Source organism: Crossiella sp. CA198 (assembly GCF_052078295.1).
In the GTDB taxonomy this organism is placed as follows: domain Bacteria; phylum Actinomycetota; class Actinomycetes; order Mycobacteriales; family Pseudonocardiaceae; genus Crossiella.
Map to the genome: position 1 here is coordinate 176,609 of NZ_JBQJIM010000022.1, position 14,278 is coordinate 190,886.

Consider the following 14,278-nt stretch of genomic DNA (forward strand, 5'->3'; position numbering starts at 1 on the left):
CTCAGGACGCGCCGGAGGTGGCCTCCGGCTTGGCCTTGGACTCGGCGGGCTTCTCCTCCGCCGGTTCCGGGGCCGCCGGGGTCTCCTCGGCCACCGGGGCGTCCTTGTCGAAGCTGGCCGGCAGCTTGCGCAGGTGCTTGTTCATCGAGCGCACCAGGAAACCCACCGCGATGAAGAACAGGATCAGCAGGACCAGCCCCACCGGGCTGGACTTGCCGAAGTCCTCGCCGCGGCCGCCGGGCTCCTCCGGCTTCTTCGGCTGAGCCACCACGAGAGCGGTCGTCTCGTGGTGGCCAACCGTGTCGAGCAAAGTCATGTACGCACCTGGGTCAGGACGCCGGCGAACAGGTCATCCTCCGGCAACGTGGTGTCGACCAGCGAGCGGGCCAACTCGTACTCCTCGGTGGGCCACACCTCCCGCTGGAGGTCCAGCGGGACCGCGAACCACCTGCTGGTCGGGTCGATCTGGGTGGCGTGCGCCTTCAGCGCCTCGTCCCGGACCTCAAAGTACTCCCCGCACTCCACCTGGGTCGTCACCCGCTCCATCACATCGGGCTTGTCCGAGTCCCAGTGCTTGAGCCACTCCTCATACGGCGACTCCAGCCCGCGCGCGAGCAGCGTCTCGTGGAAGGTGATCAGCTTCTTCCTGGAGAAGCCGTGCGAGTAGTAGAGCTTCAGCGGCTGCCAGGGCTCCCCTGCCTCGGGGAAGCGGTCCGGGTCGCCCGCGGCCTCGAAGGCGGCCACCGAGACCTCGTGGCAGCGGATGTGGTCCGGGTGCGGGTACCCGCCGTTCTCGTCATAGGTGATCATCACGTGCGGCCGGAACTCGCGCACGATCTTGACCAGCTCGGCGGTGGACTCCTCCAGCGGCACCAGCGCGAAGCAGCCCTCGGGCAGCGGCGGCAGCGGGTCGCCCTCTGGCAGGCCGGAGTCGACGTAGGGCAGCCAGTGGTGCTGGACCTTGAGGATCTCCGCGGCCCTGGCCATCTCCTCGCGGCGCACCGCGGCCAGGTTGTTCACGATCTCCGGCCGGTCCATCGCCGGGTTGAGGATGCTGCCCGCCTCGCCCCCGGTGCAGGTCACGACCATGACCTCATGCCCGTCGGCCACCAGCTTCGCCGTGGTGGCGGCGCCCTTGCTGGACTCGTCGTCAGGGTGGGCGTGCACCGTCATCAGGCGCAGCTTCTCTGCCATGGGTGTTCGTGGTCCTCTCGTCAGCCCGGCGCGACCCCCAGTCGGCGCGGTCATGGATACTCAACGCGGGCGTCGCAGCCCATTGTTCCCTGCGGGTACGACAAAGACGGCCAGGAGGTCCGCGTCGATGGGTGAGCGTCCACTGCCGGAGGGCCGTTATGGCCGGTCCTCCGATCGAAGGACACCCCCATGGGTGCGGGTGGCACTGCTGGTCGCGGGCCTGTCCGTGGGCGGGGTGCTGGCTTTTGTCGGCTACCGCAACCTCGGCGTCACGCCGATCGAGGGCAAGCAGACCGCGTACGAGGTGCTCGACAACACAGCGGTGAAGATCAGCTTCGAGGTCGCGCGGGACCAGCCGGAGCGCCCCGCGGTGTGTGTGGTCCGGGCCCGGTCCCAGGACGGCGACGAGGTCGGCCGGCGCGAGGTCTACGTCGCGCCGAGTGAGAGCACGGTGATCGAGTCCGCCGTGATCAAGACCTCCCGGCCGGGCATCACCGCGGTGGTGTTCGGGTGCTCATACCAGGTCCCGGAGTACCTGTCGACCACCACGCGGCCAAGCGGGTGAACTGCGCCTGCCAGCGGTCCTCGCCAGCCGTAATTTCCACCCGCTGAACGCGTAACCATGTTACCCTCGCCTGACAGCACGGCCCCGGTGTGGGCCGTGTTTTTCCGTTTCCTGGTGCAGCCCTGCCAGGAGCGACCAGCCCACAGCCGTGGGCCTGGAGGAGACGAGGAGTGGTGACCGTGGCCGAGACCGTGACCTGGCTGACCCAGGATGCTTTCGACCGGCTCAAGCACGAGCTGGACGATCTCATTGCCAACCGTCCGGTCATCGCCGCGGAGATCAACGCCCGCCGTGAGGAGGGCGACCTCCGGGAGAACGGCGGCTATCACGCCGCGCGCGAGGAACAGGGCAAGCAGGAGGGCCGGATCCGGCAGCTCCAGGAGCTGTTGCGGCAGGCCAAGGTGGGTGAGGCGCCCACCGACTCGGGCATCGCCCAGCCGGGCATGGTCGTCACCATCCGCTACGACGGTGATGACGAGAAGGAGACCTTCCTGCTGGCCACCCGTGAGGAGGGCTCGCACGGTGACCTGGAGGTCTACTCGCCGAGTTCCCCGCTGGGCGCGGCGCTGCTGCAGGCCAAGGTCGGCGAGACCCGCGAGTACGCGACGCCGAATGGCCGCACCATGAAGGTCACCCTGCTGGACGCGGTGCCGTACCAGAGCTGACCAGCGCTTTCACTGAGCGGGCCCGGGGCTTTCCCGGGCCCGTTCGGTGTGTTCAGACCAGCCAGAGCAGGCTGAGGTGGTTGACCCCGGCATGCAGCGCGATCACCGCCCACAGGTTGCGGTACCGGCTCCACAGGTAACCGGTGACCAGCCCGAACACGCCCTGCACGGCGATCACCGCGGCCAGCGTGTAACCAAGATCACCAAGGATGGCCAGCCGGGTCGGCAGGTGCATCAGCGCGAACAGCAGCGAGCCGAGCAGGATCGCAGGCCAGCGGCCGAGCAGCGCCTCCAGCCTGGTCTGCAACAGTGCCCGGTAGAAGACCTCCTCGCCCACGCTGGCGGTGAGGAAGACCAGGAACACGGTCACCACCAGCGTGCTCAGCGAGCTGACCTCCAGGGCGTCCTCGCGCTGGCCGAACGGGCCGTGGAAGAGCCACAGGTAACCGACGATCGCGGGCACCGGGCCCAGCCAGCGCCACACCGCCGCGGGCCGGATCCGGGGCAGCCGGATGCCGCCGCTGAGCGCCAGTCCGGCCAGCGGGGCGATGAAGAACATCAGCAGCTTGATCAGCAGGCCCAGGCTGCGATCCAGGTCCAGCGCGACCAGCAGCCCGAAGGCCAGCGGGGTGAGCACCGCCAGTCCGAGCAGCAGCCAGGTCTGGCGCAGCAACCGGGTCCGGTCCAGCCGGCGGAAACCACCGTCGAGTTCCGGCGGCACCAGCCGGATCAGCAGTAGGGCGGCCGCCGCGGTCACCGCGCTGCCCAGCACGGACACCCCGATCGCGCCCTCGCCCGCCACCGGCACCGAGCCGTGCCCGGTCAGCAGCAACCCCAGCGAGCTGAGCCCGAACGCGGCCCAGCCCGCCGCCAACCACCACCGCACCAGGGCTCCCCGCGAAAGTTCGGTCAGGCCACCGGGAACAGCCAGCTCACCGGCACCGTGACCGACTCCATGGTCGGCCTGCTCACCAGCGCCCCGGACGCGGCGTCCACCAGGACGCCCTGCACCAGATAATCCACCCCCGGCGGCAGGCCCATCCGCCGGGCCTGTTCGGGCGGCAGCGGCAGGCTGACGTTGTGCCGGTCGATCACCCGGACACCGACCACCGCGGACACCTCACCCAGCATCGCGCCGGCGCCGGTGACGGTCAGCTCGAACTCATCCGGTCCGCTGAACAGCCAGGCCAGGGTGCCGTGGTCGTGCTGCGGCCGAACCTGGTAGGTCGCGCCGATCTCCACCTCGTGCGCACGCATACCTCCCAGGATGGGCTCAATGCCCGTCGCCGACCAGCCGTTCCAGCAAAGGTCTCACTCTGGTGCGGACCGGGGTGGACAGCGCGATCGAGGTGGAGGTGCGCCGCACGCCCTCCACGTCGACCACCTCGTCGATCACCCGCTGCAGGTCGTCGTTGTCCCTGGCCACCATGCGCACCAGCAGATCGCCCTGGCCGGTGGTGGCGTGCACCTCGCACACCTCGTCGATCGCGGCCAGGTGCGCGGTCACCTCGCCGCGGTGGCCCTGGGCGATCTCCAGCACGGCGAAGGCGGTCAGGCCGTAGCCCATCGCGGCCAGGTCCAGCGCGGGCGGGAAGCCGCCGAGCACGCCCCGGCTGACCAGCCGGTCCAGCCGGGCCTGCACGGTGCCGCGGGCCACGCCCAGCCGCCGGGAGCACTCCAGCACACCCAGCCTCGGCTCGTCGGTGAGCAGCAGCAACAACCGGGCGTCCAGCGCGTCCAGCGCCTCGTCGTCGGCGGGAAGCACCCACACCTCCTGGTCAGTCTGCTCACTCTGATCGGATATTACCCGATGGTACTGAGCAGATTGCCCAGTGAATTTACTGAGTGTTGCACAGCTTGTCACGCGACCTCATGCTGCGGACACCGAATTGACCGCCAGGGCAGTTGGAGGAAACGTGACCGAGACGATCAGCCACAGCCCGGACAAGAGCATCGACGACGTGAGCTTCGACCAGCTCCGCCAGCTCGTCGGCCTGGTCGACTACGACGAGAGCCGGGACCCGTTCCCGGTGAAGTCGATGGACGCGGTGGTCTTCGTGGTCGGCAACGCGACCCAGACCGCGCTGTTCTACCAGGTGGCCTTCGGCATGGAGCTGATCGCCTACTCCGGCCCGGAGACCGGCAACCGGGACCACAAGTCCTATGTGCTCAAGTCCGGCTCGGCCCGCTTCGTGATCACCGGCGGGGTGCGCCCGGACAGCGCGCTGCTCGACCACCACCGGGCGCACGGCGACGGGGTCACCGACCTCGCGCTGGAGGTCGCCGACGTGGACAAGTGCATCGAGTGGGCGCGCAAGCAGGGCGCGACCGTGCTGGACGAGCCGCAGGACGTCTCCGACGAGCACGGCACGGTGCGCATCGCCGCCATCGCCGCCTACGGCCAGACCCGGCACACCCTGATCGACCGCAGCCGCTACACCGGCGTCTACCTGCCCGGCTACCAGCCGAGGAAGGGCGCCTACCGCAAGCCCGAGGGCGCGCCCAAGCGCGTGTTCCAGGCAGTCGACCACTGCGTGGGCAACGTCGAACTCGGCAAGATGGACTACTGGGTCGAGTTCTACAACCGGGTCATGGGCTTTGTGAACATGGCCGAGTTCATCGGCGACGACATCGCCACCGACTACTCGGCGCTGATGAGCAAGGTGGTCGCCAACGGCAACCACCGGGTGAAATTCCCGCTCAACGAGCCTGCGGTGGCCGCGCGCAAGTCCCAGATCGACGAGTACCTGGAGTTCTACGGCGGCCCCGGCGTGCAGCACATCGCGCTGGCCACCAACGACATCCTGGCCACCGTGGACCACATGCGGGCCGCGGGCATCGAGTTCCTGGAGACCCCGGACTCCTACTACGACGACCCGGAGCTGCGGGCCAGGATCGGCAACGTGCGGGTGCCGATCGAGGAGCTGAAGCGGCGCAAGATCCTGGTCGACCGGGACGAGGACGGCTACCTGCTGCAGATCTTCACCAAGCCCACCGGCGACCGGCCGACGGTGTTCTTCGAGATGATCGAGCGGCACGGTTCGCTGGGCTTCGGCAAGGGCAACTTCAAGGCCCTGTTCGAGGCCATCGAGCGCGAGCAGGACCGCCGCGGCAACCTCTGACCAACTGAACCGCGCGGCCGGCCGGACCGTTCCCTGGGATAGCGATCCCGGGGAAGGTCCGCCCGGCCGCGCGGTGTTCGGTAGGCTTACGCGAGGGATGGGCTCGGAGGTGGCCGGATGGCACGAGTGCGAAGCAGCGGTGCGCTGCCGCTGGCGGTCGCGCTCAGCACCGCCGCGCTGCTGACCGGGGCCGCGGTCTTCACCGTGGTGCGGGTGAGCTGCCACGATCCCGGCCAGTACGTCCAGCACAACGGCATCGTCGAGCTGATCGGCGGCTGTGTGGAGCGGGACGACCTGCCGGTGGGCCCCAAGCAGCCCGAGCCGGTCAAACCGGCCGAACAGCAGTCCCCGCCCGGCGTCTGATCACTTCGGCAGCTCCGCTTCCCGCACCTCGTGCAGGTGGATGAGCACGTCGTAGGAGCGGGCGAGCGCGACCGTGTGGTTCTCCTGGGGGAAGACGGTGCCGATGCCACGGGTGGGCCGGGCGCCGGCGAGCCAGGCGCGGGCGGCGGTCGGCGCGCTCCGCAGGTCCAGGTAGAAGTCCCGGTGGCGGACCCGGTCCAGGGTGTGCTCGTTCATGCCGGGCTCGGCCGCGCCCACGCTGAACTTCCGCCAGGCGCCGCCGAGGGCGCCGTCGGTGGACAGGAACGAGCCCCGGTCGAAGGTGAAGCCGATCGGCAGGTAACCGGCGCCCAGCTGGTCGCGCAGGAAGGCCCCCTGCGACTTGGGGTAGGCCGCCGGGTTGTCCGCGACGTAGGCGATGTGGCTGTTGTGCGCCGACACCAGCACCTTGTGCCCGGTCTGCCGCTGCCACCAGAGCACGTTGCGCGCCATCACCTCGTCCCGGAAACGCTGGAACCGCGCGAGCCCCGCCGGGTCGCCGAGGTCCACGGTGAGGAAGTGCGCGGTCTCGGCGATGGAGCGGGCGTTCTGCACCGCCAGCTCGAACTCCGGGCCGCGGCGGGGCAGCCCGCTGATCCGGTCCAGCGCCTGCTGGGCCAGCTCGGCCTGCCGCTCGCGCTCTGCCACCGGCTTGCGGAGGTAGGCGAAGACGTCGTCCAGCGGGCGCAGGCCGGTGTAGTACTCGCCGAGTGCGGGCAGGTACCCGGTCACCCGGTCGAAGAACTCGTCACCGACCCTGGGCGCGCCGAGGTCATCGCCGACGAAGTGCACGGTGCGGCCAGGGTTGCGGCGGTTGTGCTCGCGCATCCACTGGATGAGGCTGACGAACTCCTCGCGGTCCCAGGGTGAGCCGCTCAGCGTCTCCTTGGCGATCGCGCGGGCATCGCCCTCGCCGGTCTGCAGGAACTCATTGATCTTCAGCCCGGCCGGCCAGCTCATCTCCAGCGCGAAAGCCCGGAAACCCTTCTCCTGCACCAGGTAGCGGAAGACCCGCTCCTTCATGGTGAAGAACTCGTGCGAGCCGTGGGTGGCCTCGCCGAGGCCGACCACCTTGGCTTCGCCGATCATGCGGCCCAGGGCCCGCAGGTCGGCGTGGCCGCGACCCGGTTCGGTGCGGTGCAACGGATGCGCGGCCTGGTCGAGCGCGCGCACCGGGTCCGGTGCGGCCTGGGCCGCGACGGGGGTGAGCAGCGCCCCCGTCGCGAGCACCGCGGTCGCGAGCAGTGCCCGCCTGCTGAGCTGAGTTCGCTGACTTGCCATGCGGTCAATGCTGGTCGGCGAGCCCGCGCCGGGCACTGGCGCGGGCTGCCGACCTCCTCCGGGGGCAGGCTCTACCCCCGCGTGCTCAGTCCAGCGCCTGTAGCAGGTCGGCGACCAGGTCGGCGCCGTCCTCGATGCCCACCGAGATGCGCACCAGGTCGGCCGGGACCTGGAGCAGCGAGCCCGCGGTGCTGGCGTGCGTCATCTTGCCGGGGTGCTCGATCAGCGACTCCACCCCGCCGAGGGATTCGGCCAGGGTGAACAGCCGGGTCTTGGCGCAGACCTCCAGTGCGGCCTGTTCGCCGCCGGTGACGGTGAAGGAGATCATCCCGCCGAAGCGGCGCATCTGCTTGGCCGCCACGTGGTGACCGGGGTGGTCGGGCAGGCCCGGGTAGAGCACCGCGCCGACCCTGGGGTGGTCGAGCAGGGCCTGGGTGATCAGCTCGGCGTTGTCGCTGTGCTTGTCCATCCGGACCGCGAGGGTCTTCAGGCCGCGCAGGGTGAGCCAGGCGTCGAACGGGCCGGGCACCGCGCCCGCGCCGTTCTGGATGAAGGCGAACTGCTCGGCCAGCTCGTCGTCGCTGGTGATCAGCGCGCCGCCGACCACGTCGGAGTGGCCGCCGATGTACTTGGTGGTGGAGTGCAGCACCACGTCGGCGCCGAACTCAAGGGGGTTCTGCAGGTATGGGGAGGCGAAGGTGTTGTCCACCACCAGCTTCGCGCCCGCGGTCTGGGCCACGCCTGCCAGCGCGGCGATGTCGGCGATGTTGAGCAGTGGGTTGGTGGGCGTCTCCACCCACAGCAGCTTGGTGCTGGGCCGGATCGCGGCCCGCACCGCGTCCACGTCGGAGACCGGGACCGGGGTGTGTTCGATGCCCCACTGCGAGAGCACCTTGTCCACCAGCCGGAAGGTGCCGCCGTAGGCGTCGTCCGGGATGACCAGGTGGTCGCCGGGGCGCAGCACCGAGCGCAGCACCGCGTCGGTGGCGGACATGCCGGAGGCGAACGCGCGGGCGTGCCTGCCGCCTTCCAGCGAGGCCAGGCAGGTCTCCAGCGCGGTCCGGGTGGGGTTCCCGGTGCGGGAGTACTCATAGCCGCCGCGCAGTCCGCCGACGCCGTCCTGGGCGTAGGTGGAGGTGGCGTGGATCGGCACGATGACCGACCCGGTCGTCGGGTCGGGGTCCTGGCCGGCGTGAATGGCCCTGGTCGCGAAGCCGTCGTTCATGGGGCCGAGCCTACGTGCCCGGGAAACGATCAGCCCCCGGCCTTGGCGGGCCGGGGGCTGAAGTTTCGTTTACGGTTTTCGCTACGGCTCAGTAGCCGGGGTAACCCCCGCCGCCACCGCCGTAGGGCGGCTGCTGCGGCGGCTGGCCGTAGCCACCCATCGGCTGCGGCCGCTGGGCCTGCTTGAGCTTCATGCCCGCGGTGGTGGACGGCAGCCACCAGACCGCGATCACACCGCCCCAGACCAGGATGCCGAGAATGGCGGTGAAGCCTGCCGCGGCGACGCCGATCAGCGCGAAGATGAGCCCGATGCCTGCCAGCACCGTGATGGTGATCCGGGCCCAGCCGGCACCCTGCGAGCCGGCCAGGAAGGCCATCACACCAACGCCGATGACCATCAGCAGACCGATGATGACACCGGCCCAGAGCCCACCGGTGACAAAGCGCGACGGCAGGCTCAGCAGGTTGATCAGGCCGATCACGTTCAGGATCAGCTGGAGACCGACCAGCCCGATGGTGATCCACATGGCCAGCGCGAGCGTGTTGCTGCCGCCTGCCTGGCCGTACGGCTGCGCGCCGTAGCCCTGCTGCTGGCCACCCCAGCCCTGCTGCGGCTGGCCGTAACCCTGCTGCGGCTGCTGCTGGCCCCAGCCCTGCTGCTGACCGGGCTGCGCCTGGGGCTGGCCCCACTGCTGCTGCGGCTGCGGGCCGGTGCCCGGCTGCTGACCCCACTGCTGCTGGGGCTGGCCGCCGGTCTGCGGGTACCCGGGCTGCTGCTGGGGCTGCTGGCCCCACTGCTGCTGACCGGGCTGGGCCTGGGGCTGCTGCCCCCACTGCTGCTGCGGCTGGGCCTGCGGCCCGGTCGGCTGCTGCGGCGCGGGCTGCGGCTGGGCGAAGGACGGCGGCGCGTACTGCGGCGTCACCGGCGGCTGCTGGCCCGGCGGCACCACCTGGGTGGCATCCGGCGCGGGTGCGGCCGGCGCGGCGCCGCCCGGCTGGACCACCTGGGTGGCCTCCGGGTTGGCGGGCTGCGCAGACTGCCCCGCGGATGCGCCCAGCGCCGAGGAGATCACCTGAGTGGTGTCGGCGTGCGGCGTGTGCGTGGTCGTCGGCAGACCCTGCGCCGGGGACGGCGTCGGGTCGGCCGCGCCACTCTGCGGATCAGCCTGCGGCTGCCCACCCTGGCCTGGATACGGCTGCTGGGGCGGCTGCGGAGCGCTCATCGGGTTCCTTACCCCCTTCGGGGTGGCTGGCCGTCGTGTGGTTGCGGCAACGCTATCGGATGCTCCGAACGGGCGTAGTCCCAACGCGCATTATCGGCCCGCGAGAAAGCCCAACACGTCCTGTCGGGTGACAACACCGGCCGGTTTGCCGTCGATGAGCACCATCGCGCCGTCCGCGTCGGTCAGCGCCTTCATCGCGGTGCTGATCGACTCGCCGGCGCCGATGGTCGGCAGCGGCGGCGACATGTGCGTCTCCACCCGGTCGGCCAGCGCGGCCTCGCCCGCGAACAGCGCGTCCAGCAGGTCCTTCTCGTTGACCGCGCCCGCCACCTCGGCGGCCATCAGCGGCGGCTCGGCGTTGACCACCGGCATCTGCGAGACGCCGAACTCGCGCAGCACCGAAATGGCGTCCGCGACGGTCTCGTTCGGGTGCACGTGCACCAGCTCGGGCAGGGTGCCGTCCTTGCGCCGCAGCACATCGCCCACCGAGGCGCTGCTGTGGTCGGCGGTCAGGAAGCCGTAGGAGGCCATCCAGGAGTCGTTGAAGACCTTGGACAGGTAACCGCGGCCGCTGTCCGGCAGCAGCACGACCACCACGTCGTCCTCGGTCAGGCCCTCGGCCAGCTTGAGCGCGGCCGCCGCGGCCATCCCGCAGGAGCCGCCGACCAGCAGGCCCTCCTCGCGGGCCAGGCGGCGGGTGATGTCGAAGGAGTCCGCGTCGGAGACCTCGATGATCTGATCGCACACGGTGCGGTCGTAGGTGGTCGGCCAGAAGTCCTCGCCGACGCCCTCGACCAGGTAGGGCCGCCCGGTGCCGCCGGAGTAGACCGAACCGTGCGGGTCGGCGCCGATGACCTTGACCTTGCCGCCGGAGGCGTCCTTGAGGTAGCGGCCGGTGCCGGAGATGGTGCCGCCGGTGCCCACGCCTGCCACGAAGTGGGTGATCCGGCCGTCGGTCTGCTTCCACAGCTCGGGGCCGGTGGAGTGGTAGTGCGACTCCGGGTTCTGCGGGTTGGCGTACTGGTTGGGCTTCCAGGCGCCGGGGATCTCGGTGACCAGGCGGTCGGAGACGTTGTAGTAGGAGTCCGGGTGCTCCGGCGCGACCGCGGTCGGGCAGACCACGACCTCGGCCCCGTAGGCCTTGAGCACGTTGCGCTTGTCCTCGCTGACCTTGTCCGGGCAGACGAACACGCAGCGGTAGCCCTTGCGCTGGGCGACCAGGGCCAGGCCGACGCCGGTGTTGCCGGAGGTCGGCTCCACGATGGTGCCGCCGGGCCGCAGCTCGCCGGAGGCCTCGGCCGCCTCGATCATGCGCAGCGCGATGCGGTCCTTCACGCTGCCGCCGGGGTTGAGGTACTCCACCTTGGCCAGCACCAGCGGCTTCAGACCCTCGGTCAGGGAGTTCAGCCTGACCAGCGGGGTGTTGCCGACCAGGTCCATCACGTGCTCGGCGTACTCCACCGCGCGGTCCTCCCAGTAGTTGAGACGTCCGGGTCAGCGTAGCTGGCGCAGCGTCACCCGATCGCTGCTACTCCCTGGCACGGGCCACTCTTGGACACCCTCGTCCACCGCCAGGTCACGTATTCTTGGCCTGTCGGAAAGATCCGTTCTGAGCCGGTCTCGCGTCGGGGGTAGCCATGAAACTCACGGTGCACCTGTTCACCACCGACGCCCTCTCCTTCGGGGACGCCCTCGCCCTGCCCGGCCGCGGCCAGCCGGACATCGTGTGCCTGCTCCCCCGCGCTGAGCTGGACTTCTCCTGTGCGCTGGCGGTGCGCGCGCAGGACGGCGAGCCGGGTCCGGAGGAGCTGGCCGAGCACTTCACGCTGGCCGGGACGGGCGGCGCCGACTCCGCCCTGCTGGCCGAGGTGGACGGCCGCCTGTTCGCGCTGACCTTCGGGCGCGGCGCCGAACTGCTGGAGCCCGCGCTGCTGGAGCCGGAGTTCGAGGGCAAGGCCATCCCGTTCCCGCTGTCCGGGCTCGGTCACCAGCTGTCCGCGCTGCTCGGGCACTATGACGACCCGCTGCACCGGGCCGAGGTCCCCTTCTCGGCCGAGCGCGCCTGAGTCGAAGCTCACGATCAGGCTAATCCCGTTGGGCGGCTTCGAATTTGTTTGCCTCACCCGAAAGTGGGAAGTAAAACCATCTACCCTCCGTTAACCCGTTTGGCCTTATGTACGGAACACTGGGTGAACAACTGGTGTGTGGGGCCATTGGGGGAACCACCAGGCGGAGGGGAGGCACGAGCCGTGTTCGGACTTCGTATTCTCCGCGCCGCGGTCTTCACCGCGGGTGCGGTCGGCGGACTGTCCGGCGCCGCGTACGGGCTGCTCACCGAGCAGTCCAAACGGGCTCGGAAGATCATCGGAGTGCCGGCGGCGCCACTGCGCGCCGACGGCGTGTACCTGTCCGACGGCAGCGGCCCGCTCGCGCCGGCCGACCCGCGGATCACCGGCGATCCCCTGGTCTTCGCCGTGCTCGGCGACTCCTCCGCGGCCGGGGTCGGCTGCGACACCACCGAGGAGCTGCCAGGGGTGCTGCTGGCCCGCGGCCTGGCCGAGGAGTCCGAGCGCCCGGTGCACCTGCTCACCCACGCGATCAGCGGCGCGACCAGCCGGGAGCTGGCCGGACAGACCGAGGCCGCACTACTGACCCCGCCCGATGTCGCGCTGGTGATCATCGGCGGCAACGACGTGACCGCCCGGCTGGGACCGGCCGCCTGCGCGCTGATGCTGGGCGCCGCGGTGCGCTCGCTCACCGGGACCGGCGCGGCCGTGGTCGTGGGCACCTGCCCGGACCTGGGCGCGATCCGGCCGATCGCGCAGCCGCTGCGCGCGCTGGTGCGTTCCTGGAGTCTCACCCTGGCCAGGGCCCAGCGCCGGGCCGTGCAAGCAGCGGGCGGACGGCCCGTGGCCCTGGCCGATCTGCTCTCGCCGGAGTTCCTGACCCGGCCCAGCGAACTGTTCAGCAAGGACATGTTCCACCCCTCCGCGGCCGGGTACGCCGCCGCGGTGGGTGTGCTGCTGCCCGAGCTGTGCGTGGCCGCCCGGGTCTGGGACGGCGGTCCGCTGCCCGCCCAGCCCACCCGTTCGGCCGCCGCCGAGGCCCGGCGGCCCACCGCGAAGCTGGTGGCCGGGCTCAACCGGCGGCTCAAGCAGGTGCCCCCGGCAACGTCACACTCCGCCGCCGTTACCGGACAGTAGGCTGCGCTTCAGGCGAACAAAGGAGTTCTCGACATGCCTGAAGCCGTGATCGTGGCGACGGCCCGCTCCCCCATCGGCCGCGCCAACAAGGGCTCCCTGAAGGATGTCCGCGCCGACGACCTGACCGCGAAGATGGTCAAGGCCGCACTGGCGAAGGTGCCCGAGCTGGACCCGCGGGAGATCGACGACCTGATGCTGGGCTGCGGGCTGCCCGGCGGTGAACAGGGCTTCAACATGGCCCGCGCGGTGGCTGTGCTCGCCGGGTACGACCACCTGCCCGGCACCACCGTCACCCGCTACTGCGCCTCCAGCCTGCAGACCACCCGGATGGCCCTGCACGCGATCAAGGCTGGCGAGGGCGACGTCTTCATCAGCGCCGGGGTGGAGATCGTCTCCAGCTACGCGCGCGGGAACTCCGACGGCTGGCCGGACACCCAGAACCCGCTCTTCGCCGACGCGCAGGCGCGCACCCAGCACGCCGCCGAACACGGCGCGAGCGAATGGGTCGACCCGCGCGAGTCCGGGCTGCTGCCCGACGTCTACATCCCGATGGGCCAGACCGCGGAGAACCTCGCCCTGACCAAGGGCGTGACCCGCGAGGACATGGACCACTTCGGCGTCCGCTCGCAGAACCTGGCCGAGAAGGCCATCGCCAACGGCTTCTGGGCCCGCGAGATCACCCCGGTCGAACTGGCCGACGGCACCGTGGTCAGCACCGACGACGGCCCCAGGGCAGGCACCAGCTACGAGAAGGTGTCCACCCTGCAGCCGGTGTTCCGGCCGGACGGGCGGATCACCGCGGGCAACTGCTGTCCGCTCAACGACGGCGCCGCCGCCTTGGTGATCATGAGCGACACCAGGGCGAAGCAGCTCGGCATCACCCCGCTGGCGCGGGTGATCTCCACCGGCGTGTCCGCGCTGTCCCCGGAGATCATGGGCCTTGGCCCGGTGCAGGCCTCCCAGCAGGCACTCAAGCGGGCCGGGCTGACCGTGGCCGACGTGGACCTGGTCGAGATCAACGAGGCCTTCGCGGCCCAGGTGATCCCGTCCTACCGCGACCTGGGCATCCCGCTGGAAAAGGTCAACGTCAACGGCGGCGCGATCGCGGTCGGCCACCCCTTCGGCATGACCGGCGCCCGGATCACCACCACCCTGCTCAACTCGCTGTCCTGGCACGACAAGACCATCGGTCTGGAGACCATGTGCGTTGGCGGCGGCCAGGGCATGGCCATGGTGCTGGAGCGCCTCAGCTGAGCTGAGGCGCCCCGGACAACGAGGAAGGCCCCCGGCGAGGGCGGTTTCAAGGGGTCGTTGCAACACCGCTGTGGTTTAGGCGGTGAGTAGATCACGCAGACGCTCGGCTGGGGTGGCCCAGCCGAGCGTTTTGCGTGGACGGCCGTTGAGTTCCTGAGCGACGTGC

Annotated in this window: 16 protein-coding genes; 7 read left to right on the top strand and 9 right to left on the bottom strand. The window is 70.5% G+C overall.

What is annotated here, in order from left to right; genetic code table 11:
* Position 1 precedes the first annotated feature (1 nt).
* Positions 2–316 carry a hypothetical protein gene (locus ACTOWY_RS32675; protein WP_441313446.1) on the bottom strand — a complete coding sequence of 105 codons (315 nt, stop codon included), beginning with the start codon at positions 314–316 and terminating at the stop codon, positions 2–4.
* Entirely contained in the window at positions 313–1,194 is an 882-nt protein-coding gene (gene mca / locus ACTOWY_RS32680) for a mycothiol conjugate amidase Mca (protein WP_247755758.1), read from the bottom strand. Before mca ends, ACTOWY_RS32675 begins: the two co-directional genes overlap by 4 nt.
* Before the next feature lie 193 nt (positions 1,195–1,387).
* Here mca and ACTOWY_RS32685 point away from each other — a divergent pair, with 193 nt between their 5' ends.
* Together ACTOWY_RS32685 and greA are read left to right on the top strand one after the other, a co-directional pair.
* Positions 1,388–1,759, top strand: a complete 372-nt coding sequence (locus ACTOWY_RS32685; protein WP_441313447.1) for a DUF4307 domain-containing protein — start codon at positions 1,388–1,390, stop codon at positions 1,757–1,759.
* 179 nt (positions 1,760–1,938) lie between these two features.
* On the top strand, positions 1,939–2,424 hold the full coding sequence (gene greA / locus ACTOWY_RS32690; RefSeq protein ID WP_374205616.1) for a transcription elongation factor GreA: 486 nt from the start codon (positions 1,939–1,941) through the stop codon (positions 2,422–2,424).
* A gap of 52 nt (positions 2,425–2,476) precedes the next feature.
* On the opposite strand, the gene ACTOWY_RS32695 is transcribed toward greA, so the two are convergent.
* Genes ACTOWY_RS32695 through ACTOWY_RS32705 form a run of 3 tightly spaced genes read right to left on the bottom strand, consistent with a single transcriptional unit; the run spans position 2,477 to position 4,189 of the window.
* Entirely contained in the window at positions 2,477–3,310 is an 834-nt protein-coding gene (locus tag ACTOWY_RS32695) for a CPBP family intramembrane glutamic endopeptidase (protein WP_441313448.1), read from the bottom strand.
* Positions 3,311–3,333: 23 nt separating this feature from the next.
* Positions 3,334–3,681 (bottom strand): hypothetical protein, encoded by a 348-nt coding sequence (locus tag ACTOWY_RS32700; protein WP_441313449.1) that lies wholly within the window; start codon positions 3,679–3,681, stop codon positions 3,334–3,336.
* A gap of 16 nt (positions 3,682–3,697) precedes the next feature.
* Positions 3,698–4,189 carry an Lrp/AsnC family transcriptional regulator gene (locus tag ACTOWY_RS32705; protein WP_407645106.1) on the bottom strand — a complete coding sequence of 164 codons (492 nt, stop codon included), beginning with the start codon at positions 4,187–4,189 and terminating at the stop codon, positions 3,698–3,700.
* A 196-nt stretch (positions 4,190–4,385) separates the two neighbouring features.
* Between ACTOWY_RS32705 and hppD the strand changes: the two genes are divergently transcribed.
* Both hppD and ACTOWY_RS32715 read left to right on the top strand, forming a co-directional pair.
* The gene (gene hppD, locus ACTOWY_RS32710) at positions 4,386–5,546 is read left to right on the top strand and encodes a 4-hydroxyphenylpyruvate dioxygenase (protein ID WP_441313461.1); all 1,161 of its coding nucleotides are present in this window, start codon (positions 4,386–4,388) and stop codon (positions 5,544–5,546) included.
* Positions 5,547–5,663: 117 nt separating this feature from the next.
* The gene (locus tag ACTOWY_RS32715; RefSeq protein ID WP_247755754.1) at positions 5,664–5,909 is read left to right on the top strand and encodes a hypothetical protein; all 246 of its coding nucleotides are present in this window, start codon (positions 5,664–5,666) and stop codon (positions 5,907–5,909) included.
* Here the strand turns inward: ACTOWY_RS32715 and ACTOWY_RS32720 are convergent, their stop codons facing one another.
* The 4 genes from ACTOWY_RS32720 to ACTOWY_RS32735 form a co-directional block, all read right to left on the bottom strand.
* A complete protein-coding gene (locus ACTOWY_RS32720) occupies positions 5,910–7,208 on the bottom strand; it encodes an erythromycin esterase family protein (protein WP_441313450.1) in 1,299 nt (432 codons plus the stop codon). It lies immediately after the preceding gene.
* 85 nt (positions 7,209–7,293) lie between these two features.
* Positions 7,294–8,433 (bottom strand): cystathionine gamma-synthase, encoded by a 1,140-nt coding sequence (locus tag ACTOWY_RS32725; RefSeq protein ID WP_441313451.1) that lies wholly within the window; start codon positions 8,431–8,433, stop codon positions 7,294–7,296.
* 88 nt (positions 8,434–8,521) lie between these two features.
* Complete coding sequence (locus tag ACTOWY_RS32730) at positions 8,522–9,655, bottom strand: hypothetical protein (RefSeq protein WP_441313452.1); 1,134 nt, start codon at positions 9,653–9,655, stop codon at positions 8,522–8,524.
* 90 nt (positions 9,656–9,745) lie between these two features.
* The gene (locus tag ACTOWY_RS32735; protein WP_441313453.1) at positions 9,746–11,116 is read right to left on the bottom strand and encodes a cystathionine beta-synthase; all 1,371 of its coding nucleotides are present in this window, start codon (positions 11,114–11,116) and stop codon (positions 9,746–9,748) included.
* Positions 11,117–11,292: 176 nt separating this feature from the next.
* Between ACTOWY_RS32735 and ACTOWY_RS32740 the strand changes: the two genes are divergently transcribed.
* The 3 genes from ACTOWY_RS32740 to ACTOWY_RS32750 all read left to right on the top strand — a co-directional run bounded on the left by ACTOWY_RS32740 (position 11,293) and on the right by ACTOWY_RS32750 (position 14,112).
* Positions 11,293–11,721 (top strand): hypothetical protein, encoded by a 429-nt coding sequence (locus ACTOWY_RS32740; RefSeq protein WP_441313454.1) that lies wholly within the window; start codon positions 11,293–11,295, stop codon positions 11,719–11,721.
* Positions 11,722–11,904: 183 nt separating this feature from the next.
* A complete protein-coding gene (locus tag ACTOWY_RS32745) occupies positions 11,905–12,858 on the top strand; it encodes an SGNH/GDSL hydrolase family protein (protein WP_441313455.1) in 954 nt (317 codons plus the stop codon).
* A 33-nt stretch (positions 12,859–12,891) separates the two neighbouring features.
* Positions 12,892–14,112 carry an acetyl-CoA C-acetyltransferase gene (locus ACTOWY_RS32750; protein ID WP_441313456.1) on the top strand — a complete coding sequence of 407 codons (1,221 nt, stop codon included), beginning with the start codon at positions 12,892–12,894 and terminating at the stop codon, positions 14,110–14,112.
* Positions 14,113–14,278: the final 166 nt, after the last annotated feature.

Coding starts and splice junctions, on each gene's coding strand:
- ACTOWY_RS32675 (WP_441313446.1), bottom strand. CDS start 316: ATGACTTTGCTCGACACGGTTGGCCACCACGAGACGACCGCTCTCGTG.
- mca (WP_247755758.1), bottom strand. CDS start 1,194: ATGGCAGAGAAGCTGCGCCTGATGACGGTGCACGCCCACCCTGACGAC.
- ACTOWY_RS32700 (WP_441313449.1), bottom strand. CDS start 3,681: ATGCGTGCGCACGAGGTGGAGATCGGCGCGACCTACCAGGTTCGGCCG.
- ACTOWY_RS32715 (WP_247755754.1), top strand. CDS start 5,664: ATGGCACGAGTGCGAAGCAGCGGTGCGCTGCCGCTGGCGGTCGCGCTC.
- ACTOWY_RS32720 (WP_441313450.1), bottom strand. CDS start 7,208: ATGGCAAGTCAGCGAACTCAGCTCAGCAGGCGGGCACTGCTCGCGACC.
- ACTOWY_RS32725 (WP_441313451.1), bottom strand. CDS start 8,433: ATGAACGACGGCTTCGCGACCAGGGCCATTCACGCCGGCCAGGACCCC.
- ACTOWY_RS32730 (WP_441313452.1), bottom strand. CDS start 9,655: ATGAGCGCTCCGCAGCCGCCCCAGCAGCCGTATCCAGGCCAGGGTGGG.
- ACTOWY_RS32740 (WP_441313454.1), top strand. CDS start 11,293: ATGAAACTCACGGTGCACCTGTTCACCACCGACGCCCTCTCCTTCGGG.
- ACTOWY_RS32750 (WP_441313456.1), top strand. CDS start 12,892: ATGCCTGAAGCCGTGATCGTGGCGACGGCCCGCTCCCCCATCGGCCGC.